Genomic DNA, 5,748 nt, shown 5'->3' on the forward strand with positions numbered 1-5,748 from the left:
ATCTTGCGTCAGGTAGGAGATGATGTTTTCATTTTCTCCTTCTCTTTCTGGTGGCGTAATTGTTAAACCGCTTGCTTTTAAAAATTTAGAAAAACGGCCCGCTTTATCGATCAATTCTTGAAAGTTTCCTTTTTCAATTAAATAACCATGTTCCAGAAAGAGTACCACATCAGCATTACGGACTGTTGAGAGGCGATGTGCTATAATGAAAGTGGTGCGGTTATGGCTTATGCAATCAAGAGCATCTTTGACACGTGCTTCTGTTTCAACATCAAGAGCACTTGTCGCTTCATCTAGAATGAGAATGGGAGCATTTTTTAAAATTGCGCGTGCAATTGCTAACCGTTGTTTTTCCCCACCGGATAATTGAGATCCCCGTTCGCCCACCATTGTGTTATAATTATCAGCTTTTTTTAAAATAAAATCGTGAGCTTCTGCTATTTTTGCTGCTTTATAAAGCTCTTCGTTTGTTGCATTTTCTTTTCCTATCGAAATATTGTCATGAATAGTTCGGTTAAAAAGACCTGCATCTTGAAATACTGTTGCGAGAGATTGGCGTAAGGATTCGCGATTGATTGAGCTTATATTTATTCCATCAATGGAGATATACCCAAAGGTAGGGTCGTATACGCGCTGTAACAGATTGATTAATGTTGTCTTTCCAGCCCCTGTTGGTCCTACAATTGCAACAGTTTGTCCTGCTTTCACTTCAAAGGAAATGTCAAAAACACCTTGAGAAGAATTTGGAAATTTATAGGTAACGTGATGGAATTGGATGGCACCCTTAACATTTTGGAGGGAAGGGAGATTTTGCGGTTCGTTGAAATGAAAGGTTGAATCTTCCATTTCAAAAAATTCTTGCAGTTTTGCTTGTGAGTATATTGCACAATGAATAAAATTGCTCATTTGGTCTAGGCGGCTAATCATGAGTTGTGCAAACCCAACAAAAGCAACGACTTCGCCTACCCGTAATTGATCTTTTGCAACAAAAAAAGCCCCAAGGAGTAGAACACAAACGATTGAAACTGTTGAAGCCATTCGATTTAATCCACTGGCGAGCGCCCACCAATTGAGAACAGGATTTTGTGCTTTAAGCAGAGCATTTGTATGTTGATGCAATATGGAAGTTTCTTCTTTTATTCGACTATAACTTTGTACAATAGAAACATTAGAGATTGAATCACTGACATGTTTAAAAAGATTGTGATGATAGCATTCTACAGCAGCTTGTCCTTCTTTTGTTTTTCGCATCACTAAACGTGCAATTAAGACATAGATAATGGCAAGTACAACCAAAACTATTGAAAGGCGCCAATTCATATGAAAGGCTATAGGGATAAGAACCAATAAGGCGACAAGTGTTGAGAGATGTTGGCGCATAAAATCAAGCCATATGGTTGACATGGAGTCTATCGCGCGCAAAAGTGTATGGAGTGCGTTGGACGTTCCGCGTTGTTGATGCCAAATTAAAGGCATGGCAATGATACGTTCAAAAGATTCTGTTAAAACTGTTAAGCGACGTCTATGGGTTAAGCGGTCTGCGCCACGAGCAACAAGGACATAAGCGATAATATGGGAAAGACCAAAACAAACCCAAATGGCAAGAGTAGGGATTAGGGATGATCTCTGATTTTTCTGAAATGGAGTCAATAACGTGTCCAAATAAAATAGGTTCTGCAATGGCGATAACAGCCAACATAATATTAGCGGTACAGATTAAAAGAGATGCATTTTTTTCTCTGTTTAGGTAAGTAAGAACACGTGCATAGGTTTTGAATAAGGACACTGTTAATTATCTCCATTCGCTGTTACGCATAAAGGTTTTTGATTTTTATAAGGCTGAATTTTTAGCTAATAAAATTTGAACGCTAAGAAAAGGCAATTTTGCATACTCATTGTAATGTGGTGTGATGAAGCTAACGAGAATAGGAATTTTTGTGTTTATTAAAGAGCAAAGATAGATCAATAAAATTATTAGGAAAAAAATATTGAGCGGGGAAAATTATCAGGTAAGGGAACTTTTATGGCAGGCGTGGAAATAAAAAAGGTTGAAACAGATGAAAATAGAATGCGTTTAGATCGTTGGTTTAAAGTGCATTATCCAGGACTTGGATTTGGAGCTTTGCAAAAATTGTTGCGTTCTGGTCAGATACGGGTTGATGGTGGACGTGTTAAAGCCGATACGCGCCTTTGTATAGGGCAGTCTGTTCGTATTCCACCTCTTCCTTTTAATGATACGATAAGTCTTCCAATAACGGATAAAACACTTCGTGGGCAGGATGATGAAACCGTTTTGAAAAAAATGCTGCTTTATGAAGATCCAAAGGTCTTTGTTTTTAACAAACCAGCAGGTCTCGCTGTACAAGGAGGTTCTGGTTTAACACGTCATATGGATAGTATGCTTGAGGTGTGGCGCAATAAAAAAGGTGAAAAGCCGCGTTTGGTTCATCGTCTTGATCGTGAGACGTCGGGTGTGCTTGTTGTTGCGCGATCAAGAGGTGCTGCTCAAGCCTTAACAGCTGCTTTTAGAGTGCGGGAAACAAAAAAGATTTATTGGGCGTTGGTTCGGGGGGTTCCTAAAAAAAAGCAGGATAAAATTTCAACGTGGATGGTTAAGGAAATAACTGCACAAGGTGACAAAATGCGTGTTTGTGAACATGGAGTGCTAGATTCACATCATGCGGTTTCCTACTATCGCATTTTAGATACGCGAGGGCGAGCTCTTTCGTGGCTTGAAATGGAACCTTATACGGGGAGAACACATCAGCTCCGTGTGCACGCTGCCCATATGGATCATCCTATCATTGGCGATACAAAGTATTTTTTTTCTGATAGCAATTGGACATTACCAGGAGGAATGCAAAACCGTCTTCACCTTCATGCACGTCGTATTCGTATTCCTCACCCTTCAGGAGGAATATTGGATATTGTTGCACCTTTACCACCTCATATGGTTCAAAGTTTTAATCTTTTATCTTTTAATGAGAGTGATGCTGACACAGAGTAAAAAAACTTTATTTATTTTTTATTGGTGCAAATTTTGTCTATAAATTTGATAAGATGAATAGGACACCATTTGAAGAGAGCTTTTGATCGTTAATTGCTATGAGAAGTTTGTGTTTTTGAGTGATGAATTTTCACATATCATAAGTTTTCTTCTACAGTTTTTTATTCATGTTGATTGCATTGTTATTTTTGGATATGGTGCATCTTTAGTACTCTAAGCTTATGAAGATATTCCTTTGAATTATCTGCGGGATTCCATAGTGGGGAGGTGTGTCTATTGAGAAAGATGAATGAGATGAGATTTGAAGAGTATTTACTGAAAGTGTAAAGGCAATTTTTAATTTTTCATGGGAAAAATAAGTGAGGCATTTTATAAGAGTGTTCAGAAAGCGTAGCTTCTCAACAAATTCTTGTTTCCAAGGAAGTTTGTTCTGTTATCAGTATGGGTTGGTCTACTTATTATAAATTTATGTTTTTACCTTGTTTTAAACCATGGGAATTTATTCGCAAAGCGCTCCTTTCAATTACAAGTTATGTTTCTGCTTATTTAGTTTATCTGAATTTATTCGAGAGATTATTTTTCACAAAAGAAGAAATAAGTTTTGAGTATCTTAATGCTTCATTGAAGTAAACTCATCACATTGAAGAAATATGCTGTACTAAAAATTGGGAATTAAAGCCTCAAGTGAGTTTTATTGCTCTAAGGATGGCTTGAATATTTTTGTTTTTTTACCAGTGACAAAAACAGATATTTAGAGATTGTTGGATCGTTCCAAGAGGGGCTAAGTTGAAATGAGGAGCGACTGATGGGATCATTATTGATTGATCTTAACAATGTATCAAAAATATATCGTAACATAGACAGAGGAACTTCTTTCAAAAACAGAGTGCGTTCTTTTTTAAAGCCAGTGTATACGAATGATTATGTGCTGAAAGATATCAGTTTTACCCTATTTTCAGGACAATCTCTTGCTATTCTTGGCGCTAATGGAGCAGGTAAATCAACATTGATTAAAATACTTTCTGGTATACAATTCGTTGATAAGGGGAGTGTTAAAGTACTAGGATTTAATCCCTATAAAACCAAGAAAGATCTGTTTAGACAGTTGGGGGTGGTCTTTGGTCATAAGAGTTGTTTATGGTGGGATTTACCATTACGTTACAGTTTGGATATGGTTCAACCGTTATATGATCTTGAACGGGATTCTTTTATTCGCGACCTTAAAGAGATGATGGAATTGCTGGGTCTTGAGCCTATTATGGATAAGCCAGTGCGGATGCTGAGTTTGGGAGAAAGAGTCAAAAGTGAATTGGCTTTTAATTTATCGTTTAGACCTAAATTATTGTTCCTCGATGAGCCAACTATTGGTCTTGATATAACTTCTAAGCATGAAATCAGAGAGTTGCTGATAAAACTCAAAAAAGAGCGAGGTATGGGATACATCATCACAAGTCATGATATGGGGGATATTGATGGTTACGCTGATGATATTCTTCTCTTGCATAAAGGAAATAAACAATTTTACGGTGATCTTAATGCATTTAAAAATACGCTTCCTTCTTTGGTGCGCGTGACACTTTTTTGTGAACACTTGCAAGCGCTTTCTGCTGTTGTAAAGAGAATGGATGAACTTTCGTTAAAATTGTCCGCTTCTTTAAAAGATAAAAAACTTAATAATGAAGAATGCTCACTGGAGATTTCATTGTCTCGTGGAGATTATCCGCGTTTCATACGGGAAATGACAACTGAATTCAACTGTACATTCTCTGTGTCCACTCCCTCACTTGAAGAGATGCTCCGTGTTAAATTTAAAGAATTTATTTAATTATTGCTTTGGCATGTTTTTTTATGCCAGGAATGGATTACTCACTGTTCTAAGTGATAGAGCCATGTTTTTTACTGATATTGTCATTGGGACACTCTCACCATTTGTTATTCAACTTCTGTTATGGAATGCACTTTTCTCTGATACGGCTAATACCATCAATGGCTTTAGCTTTCATGATATAATGTATTATTATGCTTTTGCTTTAGTTTTGGGACGCTTAAATAATGGTTATAATGTGATTAAGTTTTTTTCTCATCATGTTAAGGAAGGTCAATTAGAAGTCTATCTCACAAAACCATCCAAATATATGATACAAATGCTTTTTACTTTTTTGGGTGAGAGTGTATTATATAGCATCCCGTTATTGGCTCTTTTTGTTGTAAAGCTTGTTTTATCCTATTAAAATATTCTGGGCTTGGTCATTGCTTTTCTGTTCTTTTTTCTCATTGTTATTACATCGCAATTGCTTTGTTTCCTACTCTCTTTTGGGATTGCCTTATTAAGTTTTTGGGTTATTGAGTACAATATATTAGTTTCATTCAGTATTCTCAGTTCTGCACTTCTTGGAGGCGTCCTTTTACCACCATCTTTTTGGCCGGTTTGGCTTATTCCGCTTATGCAATTTAATCCTTATCGTTTCATGATATCAGCTCCTGCTGAATTTTTTTCAACGCAAAATTTAGTGTTATTTCAGCAGTTTATTTTTGGAAGCCTTGCTTATATTTTATGTCTTTTATTCTTGATACATATTGCTTGGAATAAAGGAATGAAGGTATATCATGGAGCAGGTGGTTGAGATGAAAGTAATTTTTTCATTTTATCAGCTTGAATATCCATCGGCAGATTGTTTATGGTAAGAATTTGACAGGGGAGTTTATTCTTTCTTTATGTTATTATTTTATTCAATTCATAT

The 5,748-nt window shown here is 36.5% G+C and carries 3 protein-coding genes and 2 pseudogenes; 4 read left to right on the forward strand and 1 reads right to left on the reverse strand.

What is annotated here, in order from left to right:
- Positions 1–1,650: glucan ABC transporter ATP-binding protein/ permease (locus BN338_RS00975; protein ID WP_244427578.1), on the reverse strand; the 1,650-nt coding region annotated here is incomplete at its 3' end.
- A 373-nt stretch (positions 1,651–2,023) separates the two neighbouring features.
- Here BN338_RS00975 and BN338_RS00980 point away from each other — a divergent pair.
- From BN338_RS00980 to BN338_RS13550, 4 genes and pseudogenes are all read left to right on the forward strand, one after another.
- Positions 2,024–3,007, forward strand: coding sequence for an RluA family pseudouridine synthase (locus BN338_RS00980; RefSeq protein WP_039758181.1), 984 nt, complete (start codon positions 2,024–2,026; stop codon positions 3,005–3,007).
- Between the two features lie 805 nt (positions 3,008–3,812).
- Entirely contained in the window at positions 3,813–4,832 is a 1,020-nt protein-coding gene (locus tag BN338_RS00990; protein ID WP_039758185.1) for an ATP-binding cassette domain-containing protein, read from the forward strand.
- Between the two features lie 64 nt (positions 4,833–4,896).
- Positions 4,897–5,631 (forward strand): annotated as a pseudogene (locus tag BN338_RS10780) (ABC-2 family transporter protein).
- Positions 5,615–5,748, forward strand: a pseudogene (locus tag BN338_RS13550) (ABC-2 family transporter protein); the annotation flags it as partial. The pseudogenes BN338_RS10780 and BN338_RS13550, both read left to right, overlap by 17 nt.

The organism is Bartonella queenslandensis AUST/NH15, from assembly GCF_000312585.1.
Classification (GTDB): Bacteria; Pseudomonadota; Alphaproteobacteria; order Rhizobiales; family Rhizobiaceae; genus Bartonella; species Bartonella queenslandensis_A.

Excerpts from the sequence above, each read along its gene's own strand:
- BN338_RS00980 (WP_039758181.1), top strand. The coding sequence starts at position 2,024 with ATGGCAGGCGTGGAAATAAAAAAGGTTGAAACAGATGAAAATAGAATG.
- BN338_RS00990 (WP_039758185.1), top strand. The coding sequence starts at position 3,813 with ATGGGATCATTATTGATTGATCTTAACAATGTATCAAAAATATATCGT.